This is a genomic window from Limosilactobacillus caccae (assembly GCF_900156885.1).
GTDB lineage: Bacteria > Bacillota > Bacilli > Lactobacillales > Lactobacillaceae > Limosilactobacillus > Limosilactobacillus caccae.
In genome coordinates this window covers 1-1,160 of the sequence record NZ_FTOY01000003.1, presented here as the reverse complement: position 1 = coordinate 1,160, position 1,160 = coordinate 1, and the positions used below count along the sequence as shown (strand labels likewise).

2 protein-coding genes and 1 pseudogene are annotated in these 1,160 nt (G+C 31.6%); 1 reads left to right on the top strand and 2 read right to left on the bottom strand.

Features of this window, described 5'->3' with window-relative positions; all coding sequences use genetic code 11:
- The coding region (locus CZ502_RS00105; RefSeq protein WP_076459103.1) for an ArsR/SmtB family transcription factor at positions 1 to 291 on the bottom strand (291 nt) is incomplete at its 3' end.
- A 16-nt stretch (positions 292 to 307) separates the two neighbouring features.
- Positions 308 to 925 (bottom strand): CadD family cadmium resistance transporter, encoded by a 618-nt coding sequence (locus CZ502_RS00100; RefSeq protein WP_076459102.1) that lies wholly within the window; start codon positions 923 to 925, stop codon positions 308 to 310.
- Positions 926 to 1,051: 126 nt separating this feature from the next.
- On the opposite strand from CZ502_RS00100, the pseudogene CZ502_RS10820 reads away from it, so the two are divergent.
- Positions 1,052 to 1,160: pseudogene (locus tag CZ502_RS10820) on the top strand (arsenate reductase (thioredoxin)); the annotation flags it as partial.

The following is a 1,160-nucleotide window of genomic DNA, read 5'->3' as shown; positions in this document are numbered from 1 at the left end:
CATTTTCCCCTTTTTTTGACGGTCTAAAATGTCAGCATCATACAGCATTCTTAAGTGATGAGAAGCGGTTGCAATACTACAGCCTAAAATATATGCAATATCACAAACACATAACGATTCCTGAGCGATTAAAGAGAAAATGATTTTTAACTTTTTCTCATCTGAGATTTTAGACAATACATAAAAGTATTTCTTAATACGTGATTTACCCAAGAATTCCGAGACCTTCATTACTTTATCTGTCTCAACCAATGTCTGATCACAAGTAATGTCAGCACTTTTGCTTTTCATAGAATCACTCTGCCTATTATTTAATTAAATTAACGAAAAGTTGAATTGATCCATTTTCGATCAAAACGGAACCACCAATAAAGATATAAACGATTCCTATAAACCAACGACTACATTTTTCAAGAACTGTACCTACAATTGGAATACTAACCGACTTCTGGGCAATAAAAACTAATAAGAAAATCATTATCAAAAACACTACCAAAGTTATTAATAACTTTGGTAGTGCCAAACTAATAAAGTAAGGTACAAATAATCCAACATTATCAGCACCACAGCTCACAATAGTAATGAAAATCAAAGTTTTAATCAAATTATTTTGATTTGTATCTTTCAATTTTTCATTAGCCATTTTTTCACCGTCTGAATCTCCCAAAATTAAAGCCTTTATTCCCAAAAAGACAGGAATTATTCCTAGAAAACCTAATAATCGTTTATCAGGAACGTAATGTAAAATGACAGCAAAGAACAAACTAACTAATATCAAAAGCCCAGACCCAAGAAATTGGCCTATATAAATATCTCTAACACCCTTTTTATCTTTAACTTTCGCAAAAAAAAGCATCAGAATTATTAATAAGTCAATAGCAGTACTCCAGTAAGTCACCACACCAGCAATAATTGTTCCTAACATTTCTTATTTCCTCCAAAATAATATTCAAATATATATTTGAATATTATTTTGGAGTACTCAGATTGAAACATCAAGACACCTTGAGAATTTTCTTTAATAAATAGTCAAAAGCCAAATTTTATTTGTAGGTGTCCAGTAATACCACCACAAGCTAAAAGTATTCACTGGCCATTACCTGATCCGGCACAAGCAAAAGGCACACATGAACAAAAAATGATTGTGTTTCGACAAACGC